The sequence below is a fragment of the Mesorhizobium sp. B2-4-13 genome, from assembly GCF_006658535.1.
Taxonomy (GTDB): domain Bacteria; phylum Pseudomonadota; class Alphaproteobacteria; order Rhizobiales; family Rhizobiaceae; genus Mesorhizobium; species Mesorhizobium australicum.
The window spans coordinates 179,576-198,805 of sequence record NZ_VFVB01000004.1 but is presented as its reverse complement, the minus strand read 5'-3'; the positions used below and the strand labels follow the sequence as shown (position 1 = coordinate 198,805).

At 63.3% G+C, this 19,230-nt stretch carries 14 protein-coding genes; 6 read left to right on the top strand and 8 right to left on the bottom strand.

The features are described from left to right. Positions 1–89: 89 nt before the first annotated feature. Both FJ936_RS12865 and mmsB read left to right on the top strand, forming a co-directional pair. Complete coding sequence (locus FJ936_RS12865) at positions 90–1,256, top strand: isobutyryl-CoA dehydrogenase (protein ID WP_141906635.1); 1,167 nt, start codon at positions 90–92, stop codon at positions 1,254–1,256. Between the two features lie 26 nt (positions 1,257–1,282). Next, on the top strand, positions 1,283–2,167 hold the full coding sequence (mmsB, locus tag FJ936_RS12860) for a 3-hydroxyisobutyrate dehydrogenase (RefSeq protein WP_140791778.1): 885 nt from the start codon (positions 1,283–1,285) through the stop codon (positions 2,165–2,167). A gap of 281 nt (positions 2,168–2,448) precedes the next feature. Here the strand turns inward: mmsB and FJ936_RS12855 are convergent, their stop codons facing one another. From FJ936_RS12855 to FJ936_RS12820, 7 genes are all read right to left on the bottom strand, one after another. Then, positions 2,449–3,093: a cytochrome c oxidase assembly factor Coa1 family protein gene (locus FJ936_RS12855; protein ID WP_140791776.1), complete on the bottom strand. Its 645-nt coding sequence runs from the start codon at positions 3,091–3,093 to the stop codon at positions 2,449–2,451. A gap of 81 nt (positions 3,094–3,174) precedes the next feature. Next, positions 3,175–3,540: a hypothetical protein gene (locus tag FJ936_RS12850; protein WP_015317450.1), complete on the bottom strand. Its 366-nt coding sequence runs from the start codon at positions 3,538–3,540 to the stop codon at positions 3,175–3,177. 134 nt (positions 3,541–3,674) lie between these two features. After that, positions 3,675–5,054, bottom strand: coding sequence for an aspartate aminotransferase family protein (locus tag FJ936_RS12845; protein ID WP_140791774.1), 1,380 nt, complete (start codon positions 5,052–5,054; stop codon positions 3,675–3,677). Positions 5,055–5,298: 244 nt separating this feature from the next. Then, on the bottom strand, positions 5,299–7,368 hold the full coding sequence (locus tag FJ936_RS12835) for a prolyl oligopeptidase family protein (RefSeq protein WP_140791772.1): 2,070 nt from the start codon (positions 7,366–7,368) through the stop codon (positions 5,299–5,301). Positions 7,369–7,466: 98 nt separating this feature from the next. Beyond that, positions 7,467–8,627 carry an MFS transporter gene (locus FJ936_RS12830; protein WP_015317447.1) on the bottom strand — a complete coding sequence of 387 codons (1,161 nt, stop codon included), beginning with the start codon at positions 8,625–8,627 and terminating at the stop codon, positions 7,467–7,469. A 96-nt stretch (positions 8,628–8,723) separates the two neighbouring features. Further along, complete coding sequence (locus tag FJ936_RS12825; protein ID WP_015317446.1) at positions 8,724–9,899, bottom strand: MFS transporter; 1,176 nt, start codon at positions 9,897–9,899, stop codon at positions 8,724–8,726. Between the two features lie 169 nt (positions 9,900–10,068). Then, complete coding sequence (locus tag FJ936_RS12820; protein WP_140791770.1) at positions 10,069–11,976, bottom strand: phospholipase D-like domain-containing protein; 1,908 nt, start codon at positions 11,974–11,976, stop codon at positions 10,069–10,071. 260 nt (positions 11,977–12,236) lie between these two features. On the opposite strand from FJ936_RS12820, the gene FJ936_RS12815 reads away from it, so the two are divergent. From FJ936_RS12815 to FJ936_RS12800, 4 genes are all read left to right on the top strand, one after another. Next, a complete protein-coding gene (locus tag FJ936_RS12815) occupies positions 12,237–13,814 on the top strand; it encodes a trimethylamine methyltransferase family protein (RefSeq protein ID WP_015317444.1) in 1,578 nt (525 codons plus the stop codon). 167 nt (positions 13,815–13,981) lie between these two features. Next, positions 13,982–14,467, top strand: a complete 486-nt coding sequence (locus tag FJ936_RS12810; RefSeq protein ID WP_015317443.1) for a DUF559 domain-containing protein — start codon at positions 13,982–13,984, stop codon at positions 14,465–14,467. Continuing rightward, positions 14,464–17,034, top strand: coding sequence for an FAD-dependent oxidoreductase (locus FJ936_RS12805; RefSeq protein WP_140791768.1), 2,571 nt, complete (start codon positions 14,464–14,466; stop codon positions 17,032–17,034). The genes FJ936_RS12810 and FJ936_RS12805 overlap by 4 nt, the downstream gene beginning before the upstream one ends. 7 nt (positions 17,035–17,041) lie before the next feature. Beyond that, complete coding sequence (locus FJ936_RS12800) at positions 17,042–18,397, top strand: Xaa-Pro peptidase family protein (RefSeq protein ID WP_140791766.1); 1,356 nt, start codon at positions 17,042–17,044, stop codon at positions 18,395–18,397. Here FJ936_RS12800 and FJ936_RS12795 read toward each other — a convergent pair. Continuing rightward, positions 18,362–19,189 carry a PhnD/SsuA/transferrin family substrate-binding protein gene (locus FJ936_RS12795; RefSeq protein WP_140791764.1) on the bottom strand — a complete coding sequence of 276 codons (828 nt, stop codon included), beginning with the start codon at positions 19,187–19,189 and terminating at the stop codon, positions 18,362–18,364. The genes FJ936_RS12800 and FJ936_RS12795 overlap by 36 nt on opposite strands. Positions 19,190–19,230: the final 41 nt, after the last annotated feature.

Below are 19,230 nucleotides of genomic sequence, written 5' to 3'. Positions count from 1 at the left end.
CGGCGGCATCATTGGTCTAGATTGATGCGCGCGCAAAGCCAAAAACGACAGGCCAGCGGGCTAGCTGGCCAGCCTACAGGGAGCACGCCATGGACGCCGCGGTCGATGCGAGCACCAGCCAGTTCGAACTCAATGAGGAACAGCGTGCCATCCAGGAGATGGCGCGGGCCTTCGCCGCCGATCGCGTGGCGCCCAATGCGCTCGACTGGGACCGCAGGCGACATTTCCCCGCCGATGTGATTCGCGAGACGGGGCCGCTCGGCCTCGGCGGCATCTATGTCAGGGACGATGTCGGCGGTTCCGCGCTCGGCCGGCTCGACGCCGTACTGATCTTCGAGGCGCTGTCGCACGCCGACCCGGCCTTTTCCTCCTTCATCTCGATCCACAACATGGTGGCCTCGATGATCGACCGGTTCGGCAATGATGAGCAGCGCCAGCGCTTCCTGCCGAAGCTCACCTCCATGGAATGGCTGGCGAGCTATTGCCTGACCGAGCCTGGCTCGGGTTCGGATGCGGCGGCGCTGAAGACGCGCGCGGCGAAAAGCGGCGGCGATTACATCCTCAACGGCGCCAAGCAGTTCATCTCCGGCGCCGGCGACAGCGATGTCTATGCCGTCATGGTGCGCACCGGCGCCGACGGCCCGAAAGGCATCTCCACCATCGTCGTGCCCAAGGATGCGCCCGGCCTCTCCTTCGGCGCCAATGAGCACAAGATGGGCTGGCACATGCAATCGACCCGCCAGGTCATCTTCGAGGATTGCAAGGTGCCGGCGGAGAACCTCTTGTCGGGCGAAGGCGCCGGCTTCGGCATCGCCATGGCCGGGCTCGACGGCGGCCGGCTGAACATCGCCGCCTGTTCGCTGGGCGGCGCCCAGTCGGCGCTCGACAAGGCGCTGTCCTATACCGCCGAGCGCAAGGCATTCGGCTCGAAGATCAACCAGTTCCAGGCGCTGCAGTTCAGGCTGGCCGACATGGAGACAGAGTTGCAGGCGGCGCGCATCTTCCTCTATGCGGCGGCCTCCAAACTCGACCGCAAGGCGGCGGACGCCGGCAAATGGTCGGCAATGGCCAAGCGCTTCGTCACCGACACCGGCTTCAACGTCGCCAACGACGCGCTGCAACTGCTCGGCGGCTACGGCTACCTGCATGATTACGGCATCGAGAAGCTGGTGCGCGATCTCAGGGTGCACCAGATCCTCGAAGGCACCAACGAAATCATGCGCGTCATCATCGCGCGCGCCCTGATCGGCCGCTGACGCCAGCAAACTCCGGGAGAGAGACTATGACGACGATCGCCTTCATCGGCCTCGGCAATATGGGCAATCCGATGGCCGCAAACCTGGTCAAGGCTGGGCATGCCGTGCACGGTTTCGACCTGATGCCGGAAAACCTCGCGGTCGCGCGCGAACATGGCGTCGTCGTTATGGCCAATGCGCTCGCGGCGGTGAAGGATGCCGACGTGGTCATCACCATGCTGCCGGCCGGCAAGCACGTGCTGTCGGTCTATGGGGACATTGCTCCCAAGGCCAGGAACGGCGCGCTGTTCATCGATTCCTCGACGATCGACGTCGAATCGGCGCGCAAGGCGCATGCGATCGCAGCAAAGCACGGCCTGCTGTCGATCGACGCGCCGGTTTCGGGCGGCACCGGTGGTGCCACGGCCGGTACATTGACCTTCATGGCTGGGGGAGCCGACGATGCCTTCTCGGCCGCCGAGCCGATCCTGAAGCCGATGGCCGGCCGCATCGTCCATTGCGGCGGTGACGGCGCCGGACAGGCGGCGAAGATCTGCAACAACATGATCCTCGGCATTTCGATGATCGGCGTCGCCGAGGCGTTCGTGCTGGCGGAAAAACTCGGCCTGTCGCATCAGGCGCTGTTCGACGTCGCCTCGACCTCGTCGGGCCAGTGCTGGTCGCTGACCACCTATTGCCCCGTGCCTGGCCCGGTTCCCACTTCGCCCGCCAACAGGGATTACAAGCCCGGATTTGCGGCGGCTCTTATGCTGAAAGACCTGAAATTGTCGCAGGAAGCAGCGCTTGGCGCGGGCGCGGTGACACCGCTTGGCGCAGAAGCGGCGCAGCTCTATGCCCTTTTCAACGCCCAGGGCCATGGCGGCGCCGATTTCTCCGGCATAATAAATTTTCTGCGCGGCAACTCGGCGTAAGCAGCGGATTTGGTTTAGTTTTTTTCGGGTTCTTCGGACCAAGGGCCGCAAATTTAGATTTGCTTAAGCTCTCGATAACTCCGCGGTAACGATGTCCCTATAAAACAGATTGCGAGGCGGACATATCGCATCCGCCCGGCGCTCCGGATCAGGTCTCGCGTACCGGAGCCCGTAAGTTTCGCAAGTGTCTTCGTAGCGAAACGCCATGCGTATCTGGCAAAGCCGCGTTCCCGATGGGGCGCGGTTTTTGCGTTCCGACCCCTTTATTACCGACGATCCGTCTATATGCCGATCGCCGCACCCGGGATCGGCACATGGTCTTCATTGGTCAGCACGATCGGTGCATCGACGCCGTCGACGCGGACCACGAGCAGGCGCGTACTCCATGTGCCGGCATTGCGAACCAGATGGGAATATACGGTGCCCTTGCCCTTGGCGCCGTGGACGGGAATGCTGAACTGGGCGTCGCCCGCGCCATTCGCATTGACGTTGAGATGACCGCCGACCCAGAAATTGTCGGCCAAATCGTCGCCGATGGCGGCCTTGACCCGACCATCGGCGCGGACGGCGTCCATGGTCATGCGGTAGGCGTCGCTGCCTTTGAGCACGAAAGGGATGCTGCCGACCATCGTCGCACAACCGCCGATACTGACCACCCATACGGCAAGGCCGGCAATCGCCCAATTGCGCTGCGTCTTGCGGAACTGCTCGGCGTCGCGCCAAGCCCGGTTTTGCCAAGCCCAGCGGCTGCCGCGCGCGCCAAGCACGAAGATCATGATGAGGTTGACGACCGGGATCAGCGCCAGCAGCGCGATGAAGGTGCTGTTGCCGATGCCCCAAATCCAGTTGAGGAAGAAGGCGCCCCAGTTCCAGCGATCGAGTTCGGCTGGAATTTCAGCCGGTTGGTTGAGCGGTTGTCCGGCCATGTTGTTCCCCATCGGCGTGTATGCCGATTGGTTCTAGCGCAAGACTTCGACGATGCGCAAAAAAGTTCCGGGGCTTCCGCCTCAACCCTTTGTGGAAAGGCGGCGAAAATTTGCCCTCACCGCGCGGCCGGCCGGCTTCAGCGCTGCGCTGATCGACCGTTCGGCCGCGACGCCGTTGAACAGCGACGGCGTTCGACCCGAGAGAACCTCCGGCCAGAAACGTGACGCCGATTGCAGGAAAGACATTTGCGCCGCAAGCGCGCCCTCGGCCATGGCGACGGTCTTCTCGCTGACAGCCATTGCCGTCTCCGCGCTCCAGGGCTCGCCGCTTCGCGCCTCCATGGCCATCAGCGGCAGCCGCATCATCACCACCAGCGGCGCCAGCATCAGGTCCGCGCCAAGGCTGGCCGCCTCTTGCACGCGTCGGCTTTTGCCGGTCTTTCTCATGTGGGCAATCCCCTGTCGCGGCCGGATCGGCCGCCCCTTACATTACGCGCCGAAGGCGAAATTCGTTCCCGCTCATAGCGCATATTTCCGGGATTGGGCGTTTCTTCGCAAAAACGCCCAATCGAGGTTTGCTCCTATCGCTTGCGCAGGTCCGCCTGTGCCAGGTCGAGCGCCTTGCCGATGCGCTCGCAAGCCATGTCGATCGTATCGCGGGTCCAGATCAGCGGCGGCGACAGGATCATCGTGTCGCCGGTGGCGCGCAGCATCATGCCGTTGGCGATCGCGTGGTCGCGCACCGTCACCGCGGCACTCCCCGACGGCAGGAAGCGCTCCTTCGTCGCCTTGTCCTTGACGATCTCGATCGCGCCCATCAGGCCGATCGAGCGCACCTCGCCGACCAGATCATGCCCGGCAATACGCTCCTGCAACGCGCTAGCGAAATAAGGTCCGGTGTCGTTCCTGACACGGTCGACCAGCCCTTCCCTCTCGATGATCTCCAGGTTCTTCAAGGCCACGGCGCAAGCCACTGGATGCCCCGAATAGGTGTAGCCATGGTTGAACTCGCCGCCCTTCTCGACCAGCGTCGAGGCAATGCGGTCGCCAACCAGCAGCGCCGAAAGAGGCTGATAGCCCGAGGTCAGCGCCTTGGCCGTGGTGATGGTGTCCGCTTCGATGCCGAAGGTCTGCGCCGCGAACCACTCACCTGTGCGGCCATAGCCGGTAATGACCTCGTCCAGCATCAAAAGCACATCGTATTTGCGGCAGATGCGCTGCACTTCGGGCCAGTAGCTCGCCGGCGGTATCTTGACGCCGCCCGCGCCCATCACCGGCTCGCCGATGAAGGCCGCGACCTTGTCGACGCCGGCCTCGAGGATGGCGTCCTCGACGGACTTTGCCGCGCGCAGGCCGAAATCGTGGTCGCTTTCGGCCGGCAGAGCCAGCTCGTAGGCATAGGGCATCATCACATGGACGATGTTGGGCACCGCACCGTTGAGCTGCTTGTGCATGGCATCCATGCCACCGAGCGAAGTGCCGGCAATGGTCGAGCCGTGATAGGCCATCTTGCGCGAGATGACGCGGTTCTTCTCCGGCTTGCCCTCAAGCACCCAGTAATGGCGCACTAGGCGCAAGGCGGTGTCGTTGGCCTCCGAACCGGACGAGCCGTAAAACACCTGGTTCACGTTGCGTGGTGCGATCTCGGCCAGCTTCTTCGACAACAGCACCGGCGTCGGCGTGGAGCATTTGAAGAAGGAATTGTAGTAAGGCAGTTCCTTCATCTGTGCATAGGCGGCCTCGGCCAGCTCGTCGCGGCCGTAGCCGATATTGACGCACCACAGGCCGGCCATACCGTCCAGCAGTTCCGTCCCTTCGGAATCGTAGATGAACGGGCCATTGGCGCGGGTGATGACGCGGGCGCCTGCCTCACGCAGCTCCTTATGATCGGTGAAGGGATGCAGGTGATGCGCGGCGTCGATCTGCTGAAGCTGCTTCAGCGAATAATTCTGATAGGTCATTGATCTGGTCTTTCCTCTGAAATCATTCCGGCGGTGCCGGGGCGAATTCGTCAGAGGACGGCAGGCGGCGAATAGCCGATGCGGGCGCACAGCCGCAAAAGCTCGGCGCGCAGCGTGCGTGACGACGGTGTCACCGCGACCCGGAATGCGCGAGCTGATAGTCTAGCGAGAGCCATGAAGGTACCTTAGAGCAAAGGGCGGTCGAGGTGAACCACCCTTTGCTCAGGGGTGCCATGGAATGAGGTCAGGCTTTTCCGCCCAGTGCCCGCTGCAGGAAGACATACTTCATCGCCGTCTGCGCCGCCTGCGGCCGGCGGTCGCCGCGCCCGCCATGTCCGCCCTCGGTCTCCTCGAAGAACAGCGTCCTGCCGTGTCCTGCCTCCTGCAGGCGGGCCGCCATCTTGCGCGCATGGCCGGGATGGACCCGGTCGTCGGCGGTCGAGGTCGTCAAGAGCACCGGCGGATAGGCGGCATCAGCCTTGACATGTTGATAGGGCGAATAGGCGGAAAGCCACTTGGCGTCTTCCGGCTTTGACGGGTCGCCATATTCGGCCATCCACGAAGCGCCCGGCGGCAATTCGGTGTAGCGCAGCATGTCGAGCAGCGGCACCTCGATGATGACGGCGCCGAAAAGCTCGGGATGCTGCGTCAGGGAAGCGCCGGTCAGCAGGCCGCCATTGGAGCCGCCTTGGATGCCGAGCGATTGAGCCGTGGCAATACCGCGCCTGACGACATCTTCGGCCACCGCCGAGAAGTCGTCGAAGCCGTTCTGGCGCTTGCCTTTCAGCGCCGCCTGGTGCCAGGCCGGTCCGAACTCGCCGCCGCCGCGAATGCAGGCCTGCACATAGGCATTGCCTTTCTCCAGCCACAGCCTGCCGCGCACGCCGGCATAGCCGGGCAACAGCGGCACTTCGAAACCTCCATAGCCGTAGAGTAGCGTCGGCACCGGACCGTTCTGGTCGCGCCGCCTGACGACGAAATATGGGATCATCGTGCCGTCCTTCGAGCGCGCCTCGAACTGTTCCGAGATCAGTGGCGAGGGATCGAAGCGGGCCGGCTGCGATTTCACGGTCGCCAGCGTCTCGCCATTGTCATCGGACCAGATGATCGAGCTTGGCGTCAGGAAATCGGTGAAGGAAAAGGAGACGGTGGAGCCGAAATGCTCGGCATGGCTGATACCGACAGTGCCGTTTTCAGGCAGCACGAGGGGTTTCAGCGACCAGGCACCGCGCTCGCGCTCGCAGACGAGAACCTTGCCGCGCACATTGTCCATCAAGCTGATGAACAGGCGGTCCTGCGTTCTGGCGAGCCCGGCAATGGAAACCCGGTGCGCCGGCGCCAACAAGGTTTCGATGGCGCCAAAACCGCCGGTTTCGATCCAATGCGCGAAGTCGAAGGAGTAAAGCCCGTCCGGCTGGCATGCGGTGCCGTCCGGTGCTGTCCATGGCGTGCGCACTCCGAACACCAGTTGATCCCTAAAGAGCGAGGTGTCAGTGACGTCGTCGGGCAGCGGGATGCGGCGGTTCTCGCCCGAAGGCAGGCGCAGGAAACTGTGTGATGCGAAGAAGTTGAGTGTCCTCGCTAGAAACAGGTGACGCTTCTCGCCGTCGAACTCGACACCGGCGCCAACGGCAAGATCCTCGATCTCTCCCGCGAAGATCGGGGTCGCCTCTTCCAGCCTGGTGCCCCGCTTCCAGAGCTTGACCACACGCGGATATCCGGACTCTGTCTTGTCGGCCTCTTCGAAAGCGGCCGAGACGATGACCGTATCCTCGTCCAGCCAGCCGAAGCCCGATTTCGACGCCGGCGCCTGAAAACCGCCTTCCACGAAGGACTTGGCCGCGATGTCGAACTCGCGCATCGCGCTGGCGTCACCGCCATCGGGCGACATCGAGACCAGGCAGCGGTTGAAATCGGGGTAGAGCCTGACGGCGCCGCCGAACACCCATTTTATCCCCTCCCTCGCAGCCAGCTGGTCGAAGTCGATGATTGTCTCCCAGTCGGGCTTGTCGGTCTTGTAGGAAGCGACTGTCGTGCGGCGCCACAGGCCGAGCGCATTGGTCTTGTCCTGCCAGAAATTGTAGACATGACCGGCGATCGCCGCGCCAACCGCGATATTGTCCTCGGCCGTCATCAGGTCGAGCGCCGTCTGGAACGACGCCTGATAGGATGGATCGCCCTGCAATTCCGCCACCGTGACCTCGTTCTGGCGATGCACCCAGTCGAGCGATTCCTTGCTTGTCCTGTCCTCCAGCCAGAGGAACGGATCGCCGGTCTTCTGAAAGGGCTGGGCTCTGGTTGTCGAAGCGGTCATGCAGGTCTCCGGGATTTTGAACGGCTTCGCCTACATTGCGTTGGCGGCGCTGACATTCAAGGTGCGATACGGCCTTTCGCGGCCCTTGCGGCGTTGCTTCACCGCACCCGCCGACGGATAATCGTCGCCAACGCAAGCGCGGCGCAGATCGCGCCGAGCGTCAGCGGCAGGCCGCTCGCACCGGTCACATCCATTATGCCGCCCGCTAGCGGCGGGACGACAATGCCGCCGACACCCCACATCAGGGAGAATGCCGCATTGCCGGCAACCAGCGCCGAACCGGTGAAGCGCTCGCCAAGTTCGATGATGGACATCGTGTAGATGCCGTAGGACACAGCTCCCCAGACGAAGACGCAAGGCCAGATCAGCGGCGTTTCGATCAGCATCGGCAAAAGCACGCAGCCAAACAGCGTCAGCAGGACGCAGATGAAGCGCACGAAACGGGCCGTCAGCCGCTCGGCCAGCAGGCCAAGCGGAACCTGCATGGCGATGTTGCCGGCGATCATGACCGATAGCAGCGCCGACATGCGAGCCTCCGCGATGCCATAATGCGTGCCGTAGACGGGCAGCAGCGCCAGCACCGCCTGCTCGAAGCCCGCGGCTACGACCACCGCCGACAGAAGCAGCCAGGCGAGCGGCATGAAACCCATCACCGAAACCTGATGCCCGGCCTCGTCTACTCTGGGCAGCCGTGGCAGAACCGACGCCAGGCAGATGCCGCAGAGCACGAAGGCGCCAATGCCGACAAGGAACGGCGGCCAGCCTTCTGTGCCAACGGCGAGCAGACAAAGCGGACCGGTCGCGAAGCCGGCGGAAATGATCGTCGAATAGAGGCCCATGATGCGGCCGCGCCGGGCCGGCGGCGCCAGCGCGATTACCCAGATTTCGCTGAGCACATAGAGCGGGTTGGTCACGACGCCGATCAGCAAGCGCAGCGGAAACCAGAGATAGACGTTCTGCGTCCAGCCGATCAGCGCCAGCACGACAGCCGAAAGCGCCGCGCAAGTCAGAGCCGTGCGCCCTGCTCCGAACCGCCTCGCCAGCGCTGGAATAATTGGCGACGAGACGATGAACCCGATCGGCGTCATCGCCGCCGACAGGCCGATCATCGCGGGCGAGACACCCTGGCGCTGCAGGATGAAGCTCAGCAGCGGATAGGACAGGCCCTGCGCGATGGCGAAAACGGACACGGTCGCGATCACACCGGTGATCGCTGCCCATTGCATCGTCTCGTCGCTTCTCGTATCCACCAGGTCCATGATCCATAACGCTGTCGCGGTTGCAGACTTAGCGGTTCGGCCCGGCGGCGGTAAGCCCCGCGGCCCGGACGGATGCCCGGCTCCAGCCAGACCCTGTCAGGACCCTCCGCGGTTGGCCGATCTATAAAGCGCGAACGCGACCAGCAAAGCGTCGAGGCCAATGATCACGGTTGGCAAACCCACCGGCCCGATCGCCTGCATCAGCAGGCCCGCGCCCGGCGGACCAACGATACCGCCGACACCCCATAGCAAGGCGAACGCCGCATTGCCGGTGACCAGCAGCGAACCCCTGAAGCGGCTGCCGAGTTCGACCAGCGCCATCGTATAGACACCGTAGCCCACCGCGCCCATCACCAGAAGCACGCCCCAGATCAGCGGTGTGGTAATCAGCAGCGGGAGCAGAACAGCGCAAACGGTCGTCGCCACCGCGCAGGCCAGGATCATCGGTCGGCCACCGAAGCGTTCGGCGAGCAGGCCGAGCGGGATCTGCAGAAGGATGTTGCCCAGCGACAGCGACATCACCAGCGCGGCGAGCACCGCCTCCGGCAAGCCATAGCCGGCCCCAAACACGGGAACCAGGGCATAGGTGCTTTGCTGGACGGCGGCCGAGACCAGCACCGCCAGCAGCAGCGCCGGCGCCAACCGGGCAAAACCGACAAAGCTGCCGGCAGGCTGGCCGTCATCTTCGAAACCGGCGAGCTTCGAGGAGACAAGGCGCAAAATGACGGCGCAAAGCACAAACCCGCCAATGCCGACACTGAAAGGTGCCCAGCCCTCGATACCGACCAGAGTGAGCGTAAAGGGGCCGGCGGCATAGCCGGCGCCCATCAGTGTGTTGAACACGCCCATCACTCGCCCGCGCCGCGACGGCGGCGCCAGCGACAGCGCCCAGACTTCGCCCAGCACATAGAGCGGGTTGATGACGATGCCGATGATGAATCGGATGACGTACCAGGCAACCCAGTCTTGCAGACAGAAGATGGCCAGGAAGCACATCGCCCCAATCAGCGAGCAGCCAACCGCCAGGTTTCGCGCCCCGACCAGCCGCACGGCAGCCGGCACGAAAGAGGCCGAAAGAATCAGGCCAACCGGCATCATCGCCGCCGACAAGCCGATCAGGGCGGGCGACATGCCTTGCTTCTGCATCAGGAGCGTGAACAGCGGCGAGCTCAACCCTTGCGCCGCTCCGAACATGGCTAATGCGGCGGTGACGCCCGCGAGCGCCGCCCATTGCGTTCCCGCTTCGCCTTCGCTCGAGCCGGTCGCGACCATGCCGTCATCCATGTCAGTGCGGCCACCGGCCAGCAAGCACGACTAGCTACTGGTTCGACCAGAGGAAAGGAAGAGCCGAACCGGAGATCCGCTTGCACCACGGAAATCGACCGGCCGACCGACGCCAATCGGCCTCGAATGAACGAACCTGCGATGCAGGACGCGACGGCTATGGGAAGTAGCGGGCGATTGCACCTTTCTTGCCGTCCGCATAGGGCTTCAGCCACTTGTCGTTGATGGCAATCCCGTCCGCGTCGGAAGGCCCCTTGCCGATCGTCCTGCGCCAGGCCCGGAACTTATAGTGGTCGAAGACGTCGAGCATGTGCACGGCATAGGCCGCGGCAAAGGTCTTGTCGCCTTCCACGATGACCAAATTCTCGTCGTTTTCGTAGGACGCCTTGTAACCGAGGTTGTGGCTGCCGGTGATGACGGTGGCGTTGTCCTCCATCGGATCGATGATAACGATCTTGTCGTGCACGATCGCGTGGCCGACGGTGAGCACTTCGGCCTGGAAATCCGTCGCGATCGTGGCCCCGGTCAGGTTCGCCGCCCGTACGATGGAGACATTCGGGGCCTCCCAGACCTTCTCCGGATAGACAAAGGGCGACTTGCCGTCCTTGTTCGACTTGTGGGTGACCGGATCCCTAGTCGAAGCGACATAGTTGGGCATGGCCGTCTCGTCGCTGATCGCGCCCTGCACGATGAGGTTCGGATCGGCTTTCGCCGCCGCAACCGCCTGGTCTACGATCGAATTTTCGCCGAGCAGCGAAGGGTTGAACACCAGGAACAGAACGGCGCGCTTCGCCGCTTTGATGCGGCCAAAGACGTCTTGGAGGTCGACCGGACGTACCGAAATGTCCTTCTTGTTGCGGTTCGGGTCGTTGGGCGAAAACCACACCGTCATGCCGTCCAACACCGCCGAGGCGCCGTTGAGCGGGTTTCGCATGTGGTTCTCCTTGCGGAACGGCACGCCCTGCGTCTGCGCGACGTGGCCGGCAGCACTTTCCGAAGCCGGTGGCGGAAACCCATCGGCTTTCATGCGTTCCCAATAGCCGTCGAACACCTCCGCCATCGCCGGATCGTCGCGGACAAAAGCGTTGTTGGACTGGCCGCATATGCCGGTCGACGTCCAGTTGGTACTGCCGGTCATGACCGCTTGCGGGTTGCCCTGGATGTCGCGGTAGACGGCGAACTTGTTGTGGCCGATATGGTTGTTGTTGAACAGGCGGTCCGTCACCACGACGCCCGCATCGTGCAAACGCTTCCTGTAGGGTGCGTTGCCGGCATCCCAGGCCTTGGTCTGGTCATCCCTGCCCGAATTGGAGAGGATGACTTCGACTACATCCCTGGCCGCGATGATGGCGTCGCACAATTCGTCGTCGCCGAGCTCATAGAGCGCAAGCCTGACCGTACCGCCTTCGGCCTTGGCCCGTTTCAACAGGCTGGTCAGCACGTCAGGCACGTCGCCATGCAGATAGGCGCGGATCTTGCTGGTCGGGTCTTGCAGCACCGCCCTGATCTTGTCGCGCTGGCCGACCTTGATGCCGGCTTCCGCCAGCGCATGCGACATCCATTGCGTCGAAAGCACGCCGTTGGTGAAGGCAACGCGTGCCTTGCCGAACATTTGGCCCAGGAAGATTGGCGGACTGACCGCGCCCTGCCCAAGATAGCCAAGGGGCCGCGCCGGTCCGGTATAGGCGGGTTTGCCGTCGACGACCTGATCGGGGCGCACCGGCACGGGATCGAGGCCCGCCTTCATGTCGCCAACGGGACGCACGCGGTAGGCGATCATTTCGCCGTCCGGCCTGACGTCTATGCTGTCGCGGCGGCGCCTGACAGTCAGATCGCGCCAGAATGTCTTCTGCACCGGCCAGACACCGGTATCCTGAGGAATCCATCGGGGATTGCGCTGACCCTTGAAGGGCACCCAGGACGCAAGGCAACGCTCCTCGCCTGTATCGGGATAGAGGCGCACGATCTCGAAACCGAGGCAGCCTGGGATCATCCCGTCAAGATCCCAGGAAAGGAACGCGACTTCGTTGTTTGTCGCGGCACGCACTTTGACGACGTCAGGCATGGCGTCCCTCCAAAAACAGTTCAACGCGCAAGTATGTCAGAAGTAAAAGACGGTACTGTAACGCCTCTTTAAATCTGCACCATCCGACGGCCTCACTCAGACGCCTGCCGGCGCGCCGGCGTGGCCAGGGCGGATGTCGCGCCCACCTGGCTGCCGTTCCGGCATGTCGCTTCCCTCGCTCTAGTGGTCGCCGCCTCCGCAATGGCCGGAGGGGCGCCGGTCCATTATGCCGCCCGTTATCGCATCCTACGAGGACCATCATGACCGCCGCCCTACAACCCTCAGAACCGGCATTGGCGCCCGACCGTGCCCGCCGCGGCGGTCGCGCCGGCAAGCGCGCCGGTGGCTCGGCCGCGTTCGAGCAGCCGGCTTTCCGCCAACTGAAAAATCCGCTGACGCCGACCAAGCTGGTGTCCGAGGACGAGCTGGAATCGATCCACCTCGCCTCCTTGCGGGTGTTGCGCGAGATTGGCGTAGACGTCCTGCACGACGAAGCCCGCAGCATCATGAAGGCTCATGGCGCCGACGTACGCGAGGGCTCGGAGCGCGTGCGCTTCGACAGCGACATGATCCTGGAGCTGGTGTCGAACTGCCCGTCCGAATTCACCATCCATGCCCGCAACCCCGAGCACAATGTGCGCTTTGGCGGTGACAATCTGATCATCTCGATGATGGCCTCGGCGCCCAATTGCTCCGACATCGATCGTGGCCGCCGGCCCGGCAACCAGCAGGATTATCGCAATTTCCTGCGGCTGGCGCAGATGCACAACATCCTGAATTGCACGGGCGGCTATCCAGTCGAGCCGACCGACATCCACCCGTCGGTGCGCCATCTCGAATGCATCCGCGACCTCGCCACGCTGACCGATAAGGTGTTCCACATCTATTCGCTCGGGAAGGAGCGCAATGTCGACGGCATCGAGATCACCCGCATCGCGCGCGGCATCAGCCATGAGCAATTGCTCGCGGAACCGTCCGTCTTCACCATCATCAATACCAATTCGCCGCTCAAGCTCGACGTGCCGATGATGGAAGGCATCATCCAGATGTCGAGCAAGGGCCAGGTCGTTATCGTCACGCCCTTCACCCTCTCGGGCGCCATGGCGCCCGTCACCATCGCCGGCGCGCTGGTGCAGCAGAATGCCGAGGCGCTGTCCGGCATTGCCTTCGCCCAGATGGTCAGGAAGGGGGCGCCGGTCGGCTATGGCGGCTTCACCTCCAATGTCGACATGAAATCCGGCTCACCGGCCTTCGGCACGCCCGAATACATGAAGGCACAGCTCGTCGGCGGCCAGCTCGCCCGCCGCTACAACATCCCCTACCGCACCTCCAACACCTGCGCCGCCAACACCGTCGATGCGCAGGCAGCCTATGAAAGCGTGTTCTCTCTGTGGGGCGCCGTCCAGGGCGGCGGCAACCTGATGATGCATGCGGCCGGCTGGCTGGAAGGCGGCCTGCGCTGCTCCTACGAGAAGACCATTCTGGATATCGACCTGTTGCAGATGGTGGCCGAATTCCTGACCCCGCTTGACCTTTCCGATGAAGCGCTCGGCTTCGACGCCATCCAGTCGGTCGGCCCCGGCGGCCACTTCTTCGGCACCCAGCACACGCAGGACCGCTACAAGACCGCGTTTTATTCGCCCATCCTTTCGGACTGGCGCAATTTCGAGACCTGGGCGGAAGCCGGCTCGCCAACGGCAATGGAAAAGGCCAACAAGGTGTGGAAGGAGCGGCTGGCCTCCTATGACGAGCCCTACATGGATCCCGCCATCCGCGAGGAGCTCAACGCCTTTGTTGCGAAGCGCACAGCCGAAGGCGGCGCGCCGACCGATTTTTGAGCGGCAGTGTTCGTTTTGATGAGCCGATCATTCGTATGGATTCGATGAATAGTCGACCCCCACTCCGTCGAGCTTCGCTCGACACCTCTCCCCCGATCGACGGGGGAGAGGAAAAGCGCGAGCCTAGCCCAGTTGGCTCCCTTCCTCTCCCTCCGGAGGGGGGAGAGGTGGCGCTGCGAAGCAGCGACGGAGTGGGGGAAGGCGCTCCTCAAACGCGCAGTCGCCGAAAAACAGGCACAACCCAGAGAGCCAGAAAACTCAGGCAAGGCGACAATCAAGCGGAAGCACTGCTTTGGCTCGAACTAAAAGCCCGCAAGCTTGGCGGCTACAAGTTCACGCGACAGTTCTCTATCGAACCCTACTACGCTGACTTCGCCTGCCGCGAAAAATGGCTTGTTGTCGAAGTCGACGGACACCAGCATGCGGACAGTCCCTATGACCGCCGCCGCGACGACTTCATGCGCGCTCAGGGCTATTCGATCCTGCGCCTTTGGAGCCATGACGTCGTGAAACATCGCACTTCCGTCTGTGAAACCATCCTTGCCGCGCTTGACGGCAAGCTGATCGAAAACATCGCTGTATCCGACCTCCGCTTTGTCTTCGTGTCCCATTCCTCCGATTCAATCTCTTCAAAAACGGAACTATCCTCATGAAATCCCATGCAAAAGCGGTTGTCATTGGCGGCGGTGTCGTCGGCTGCTCGGTGCTCTACCACCTGGCCAAGGCCGGCTGGACCGACATCATGCTGATCGAGCGCTCGGAGCTCACCTCCGGCTCGTCCTGGCATGCGGCCGGCGGCTTCCACACGCTGAACGGCGATCCGAACGTCGCCAAGCTGCAGGCCTATACGGTCCAGCTTTACAAGGAGATCGAGGAGATTTCGGGCCAGTCCTGCTCGCTGCACCTGACCGGCGGCGTGATGTTGGCCGATACGCCCGAGCGCATGGACTTCCTGCGCCTTGCCCACGCCAAAGGCCGCTATCTCGGCATGGACACCGAACTGATCACGCCGTCCGAGGCCAAGGCGATGTTCCCGCTGATGGACGAGACCAATTTCGTCGGCGCCATGTGGGATCCGGTCGAAGGCCATCTCGACCCCTCCGGGACCACCATTGCCTATTCCAAGGCGGCCAAAAAACTCGGCGCCGAAATCGTGCTGCGCAACCGCGTCGTCGACCTGACACAGCAGCCGGACGGCACCTGGAACGTCGTCACCGAACAAGGCACGGTTCACGCCGAACATGTCGTCAACTGCGGCGGCCTGTGGGCGCGCGAGATTGGCCGCATGGTCGGCGTCGAGCTGCCGGTGCTGGCCATGGAGCACATGTATCTCTTGACCGAGCCGATGCCGGAGGTCGAGGAGTTCAACAAGTCGACCGGCCGCGAAATGATCGGTGTGCTCGACTTCAAGGGCGAGATCTACACCCGCCAGGAGCGCAACGGCATCCTGCTCGGCACCTATGAAAAGGCCTGCAAGCCGTGGTCGCCGGTCAACACGCCGTGGGACTTCGGCCATGAACTGCTGCCGCCCGATCTCGACCGCATCGCGCCGTCGCTGGAAATCGGCTTCAAGCATTTCCCCGGCATCGAAAAGGCCGGCATCAAGCAGATCATCAACGGCCCCTTCACCTTCGCGCTCGACGGCAATCCGCTGGTCGGCCCGGTGCAGGGCCTGACCAATTTCTGGTGCGCCTGCGCCGTCATGGCCGGCTTCAGCCAAGGCGGCGGCGTCGGCCTGGCGTTGTCCAACTGGATGGTGCATGGCGATCCGGGCTTCGACGTCTGGGGCATGGATGTCGCCCGCTTCGGCGAATGGGCTGGGCTGCGCTACACCAACGCCAAGGTGCGCGAAAACTATTCGCGCCGCTTCTCGATCCGCTTCCCCAACGAGGAACTGCCGGCTGCCCGCCCGGCGCAGACGACGCCGCTCTACGACACCATGCTCGCCAACAATGCCGTGATGGGCGACTCTTGGGGTCTCGAAACCCCGCTCTGGTTCGCGCCTAAGGGCAGCGAGCCGAAAGACGTCGTCTCCTTCCACCGCTCCAACGACTTTGGACCGATCGGTGAGGAAGTGCGCGCCACGCGCGAGCGCATCGGCGTCACCGAGATCGCCAACTTCGCCAAATACGAAGTGTCGGGGCCGGGCGCGGAAGAGTTCCTCAACCGGCTGATGACCAACCGCATGCCGAAGACCGGCCGCATCGTGCTGACACCGATGATCAATGAGTTCGGCAAGCTGATCGGCGACTTCACCATCGCCAAGGCCGGTGAAGACCGCTTCATGATCTGGGGCTCTTCGGCAGCGCAGAAATACCACATGCGCTGGTTCGAAAAGCACCTGCCCAAGGATGGTTCGGTGCGCATCCACCGTTTCGACCAGACACTCGTCGGCCTGTCGATCGCCGGCCCGAAATCGCGCGACCTCCTGCAGAAGCTGGTCGATATCGACATCTCGACCAAGGCTTTCCGCTTCATGGATTTCCGCGAGATGGCGGTCGGCGGCGCGCCCTGTATGGTCAACCGCATCACCTATACCGGTGACCTCGGCTACGAGATCTGGATGGCGCCAGCCTATGAGCGCCTAGTCTACAAGGCGATCAAGGACGCCGGCGAGGAATTCGGAATCGTCGATTTCGGCATGCGCGCCTTGCTGTCGATGCGCCTGGAAAAGAATTTCCCGACCTGGTTCCGCGAGTTGAGGCCGATCTACGGGCCGTTCGAAGGCTCCATGGACCGCTTCATCAAGCTCGAGAAGAACGACTTCATCGGCCGTGAAGCCGCCGCCAAGGAACAGGCGCAAGGGCCGAAACTGCGCCGCGTCTCCTTCATCGTCGATGCCGCCGATGCCGACGTGATGGGCGACGAGCCGATCTGGGCCAAGGTCGACAAGGATTACGGCACGGTTGAAAAGCCGCATGGCTACGGCGCGCCGCGCTTCGACACGTCAGGCAAGGAAATACGTGGCTCGAAGGCCGCCGAAGGTGCGTCGGCCGTGCGCGGCATCGTCGACGGCGACTGGCGCGTGGTCGGCTGGGTGACATCGGGCGGCTATGCGCACTACGTGCAAAAGTCGATGGCGCAAGGCTATGTGCCGGCCGCCCTTGCCGAGGATGAAAGCGCGGGGCTGTTCGAGATCGAGATTCTTGGGTCTCGGCGTCCGGCCCGCATCAATGTCGAGGCACCCTTCGACCCAAGCGGCGAGAAGATGCGGACCTGAGGACGGGATGGACAGCGGGGCGCCAAAGGGAAGCTTCGGCCGACACCGCAAGATCATGCCGTTTGTATCAGGCTCGATCGAGGCGCTGCGCGACGCCTCCCGCGAGAAGGCGGCTTCGCTCAACCAGCATGTGCTGGGCTATGGCGCGCAAGCCGAAGCGGAATGGGCGGCGGCGGGTGTTAGCGCGCCCGACCTGCCGACAATGCGAAAATACCGGCTCGAGCGCATCCGCGCCGAGCTGAAGCGCCGCGGCTACGCCGGCGCCTTGCTCTATGATCCCGTCAACATCCGCTATGCGACCGACTCGACCAACATGCAGCTCTGGGTCGCGCACAATCCGACGCGGCATTGCTTCGTCGCCACCGAGGGTCCGGTGGTGCTGTTCGACTACTTTTCCTGCGAGCACCTGTCCGATCATTCCGGCATCGTCGACGAAGTTCGGCCGGCCGTGTCGTGGATGTATCTTTATGGCGGCGAGCTGACCGAGCAGAAAGTCCGCCGTTGGGCCGCCGGTATCGCCGATTTGATCAGGGAGCATGGCGGCGGCAACAACCGCATCGCCGTCGATCACATCAACCCGGAAGGCGTTGAAGAACTCCACCGCCTCGGCATTTCCATCGGCAATGGCGAGGCGGTGATGGAAAACGCGCGGCTGATCAAATCGCCTGATGAAATCCTTGCCATGCGCCGCGCCATCGTCGCTTGCGAGGCGGCGATGGGCGAGATGGAACAGGCGCTCAAGCCCGGTATCTCCGAAAACGAATTGTGGGCGCAACTCCATCGCGGCAACATCGCGCGCGGCGGCGAATGGATCGAGACGCGGTTGCTGACGTCGGGACCGCGCACCAATCCGTGGTTCCAGGAATGCTCGTCGCGGATCATGGAGGCCGGCGATCTCGTCGCCTTCGATACCGATTTGATCGGCCCCTACGGCTTCTGCGCCGATCTCTCGCGCACCTGGCTCTGTGGCGATACAAAGCCGACCAACGAACAGCGCGACCTGTTCCGCATCGCCGCCGACCAGATCGAGTACAACACCGCTTTGATGCAGCCCGGCGTTTCGTTCCGCGATCTGGTCGAACGCTCGGCTGTACCGCCTGGAGACTGCTTCCCAACTCGCTACGGCGTGCTCTACCACGGCGTCGGACTGGCCGACGAATATCCGACCTTGCCGCATGCCAGCGACTGGACATCCGATACACCCGACGGCCTGCTGGAACCGGGCATGGTGCTGTGTGTGGAGAGCTATATCGGCCGGCTTGGCGGGCGTGAGGGTGTCAAGATCGAGGAACAGATCCTGATCACCGACACCGGCAACGAAAAGCTTTCAACCTACCCGTTGGATTCGAGGCTGCTCGGCTAGCCCGGCAAGCGCTTCGCGCATCGCGCGCACGGTCTTTTCCGGCGTCGTCCTGGCGGTGATGTAGGGCAAGCCTTTGCGTCGCGCCGTCCAGCCGACGATCACGATCTTGCGCGCCGCCGGCTCGAAACGCCGTGCCAGCGCCCAGCTTTCGCAATCGATCGCGGCGACGTCCGCTTTGCCTTCGGCGACCGTCACGATCGAGTCGCGATGGCCGCCGCTTTCGCTGTGCGATGAAAATATGTCCAGGTTTTCGCCGGCCGCTTTCAGGTCGCGCGTCAGCGCGATGATGCCCGACATGGAATCGAGGCTGTTGAAGGTGAAGCGCCTGCCCCGGATGAGATCGAGCGGCAGCAAGGCCTTGCCATCGGTGGGCGACCGAACCTCCGGCCCCTCGCCCGACCGCATCACCAGCGCGCTCGAATAAAGTTCGCCCTGCCCGCCTTCATAGGCGTCATAGCTTGGCTGACCGACCACCTGCACATGCCGGGACAGACCGAGTTCCATCGGCCCCCAGCAGGTCTGCGCGAACAGCAGCGCCGGATGCATCCAGAGCTTGTGGAAATCGAGGTCGTCCGGCGGCAGCGTCGCCGGATCGGGCGCGACGAGTTTACCTTCGCCGTCCCGAATGCCGCCCGGCACCGGCGGCAGGTCGCCATTGCGGCGCACGATGGATTGCGGCGCATCGATACCCCTTCGCCGGAATGAATCGCGCAACGACGCCCATTGCGCGTCGACCTCGTCGCGCGCCTCCGGCCAGTCATACATCGGCAACGCCGCAATCAATTCGCTCATGCCGATATCAAACCACCATGCCGGGACAAAGGATCGCAAAA

Bases quoted from the DNA above. Each gene is read 5' to 3' on its own strand.
- FJ936_RS12865 (WP_141906635.1), top strand. From the start codon at position 90: ATGGACGCCGCGGTCGATGCGAGCACCAGCCAGTTCGAACTCAATGAG.
- mmsB (WP_140791778.1), top strand. From the start codon at position 1,283: ATGACGACGATCGCCTTCATCGGCCTCGGCAATATGGGCAATCCGATG.
- FJ936_RS12855 (WP_140791776.1), bottom strand. From the start codon at position 3,093: ATGGCCGGACAACCGCTCAACCAACCGGCTGAAATTCCAGCCGAACTC.
- FJ936_RS12850 (WP_015317450.1), bottom strand. From the start codon at position 3,540: ATGAGAAAGACCGGCAAAAGCCGACGCGTGCAAGAGGCGGCCAGCCTT.
- FJ936_RS12845 (WP_140791774.1), bottom strand. From the start codon at position 5,054: ATGACCTATCAGAATTATTCGCTGAAGCAGCTTCAGCAGATCGACGCC.
- FJ936_RS12835 (WP_140791772.1), bottom strand. From the start codon at position 7,368: ATGACCGCTTCGACAACCAGAGCCCAGCCCTTTCAGAAGACCGGCGAT.
- FJ936_RS12830 (WP_015317447.1), bottom strand. From the start codon at position 8,627: ATGGACCTGGTGGATACGAGAAGCGACGAGACGATGCAATGGGCAGCG.
- FJ936_RS12825 (WP_015317446.1), bottom strand. From the start codon at position 9,899: ATGGTCGCGACCGGCTCGAGCGAAGGCGAAGCGGGAACGCAATGGGCG.
- FJ936_RS12820 (WP_140791770.1), bottom strand. From the start codon at position 11,976: ATGCCTGACGTCGTCAAAGTGCGTGCCGCGACAAACAACGAAGTCGCG.
- FJ936_RS12815 (WP_015317444.1), top strand. From the start codon at position 12,237: ATGACCGCCGCCCTACAACCCTCAGAACCGGCATTGGCGCCCGACCGT.
- FJ936_RS12805 (WP_140791768.1), top strand. From the start codon at position 14,464: ATGAAATCCCATGCAAAAGCGGTTGTCATTGGCGGCGGTGTCGTCGGC.
- FJ936_RS12800 (WP_140791766.1), top strand. From the start codon at position 17,042: ATGGACAGCGGGGCGCCAAAGGGAAGCTTCGGCCGACACCGCAAGATC.
- FJ936_RS12795 (WP_140791764.1), bottom strand. From the start codon at position 19,189: ATGAGCGAATTGATTGCGGCGTTGCCGATGTATGACTGGCCGGAGGCG.